General features: G+C 65.6%; 1 protein-coding gene. It reads right to left on the reverse strand.

What is annotated here, in order from left to right:
- Positions 1 to 622: L-serine ammonia-lyase (locus tag FDW84_RS18995; protein ID WP_138611032.1), on the reverse strand; the 622-nt coding region annotated here is incomplete at both ends.

The following is a 622-nucleotide window of genomic DNA, read 5'->3' on the forward strand; positions in this document are numbered from 1 at the left end:
AGCATTCGACGACGTTGACGGCGAGGCCGCCCATGGCCGTTTCCTTGTATTTGGAGCTCATGTCCTTGCCGGTCTCGCGCATGGTCACGATCACCTCATCGAGGGAGACCCGGTGGGAGCCGTCGCCCCAAAGCGCCATCTTCGCGGCGTTGATCGCCTTCGCCGCAGCGATCGCGTTCCGCTCAATGCACGGCACCTGCACCAGCCCGCCGATCGGATCACACGTCAGGCCCAGATTGTGCTCCATCGCGATCTCCGCCGCGTTCTCCACCTGCGCCGGAGACCCGCCCATCACCTCCGCCAAACCCGCAGCGGCCATCGACGACGCCGACCCGACCTCGCCCTGGCACCCAACCTCAGCCCCCGAAATGGACGCCTGCTCCTTATACAGCACCCCCACGGCGCCGGCCGCGAGCAGGAAACGCACCACCACATCATCACGGTCCGCCTGCGAGGCGTTCTCCATCCCCGGCGCGAAATGCAGCGCATAAAACAACACCGCCGGGATGATCCCGGCCGCCCCGTTCGTCGGAGCCGTCACCACCCGCCCGCCCGAGGCGTTCTCCTCATTCACCGCCAGGGCGATCAAGTTAACCCACTCCTGCCAATACTTCTGGTCATA

The organism is Pseudarthrobacter sp. NamE5, from assembly GCF_005796225.1.
In the GTDB taxonomy this organism is placed as follows: domain Bacteria; phylum Actinomycetota; class Actinomycetes; order Actinomycetales; family Micrococcaceae; genus Arthrobacter.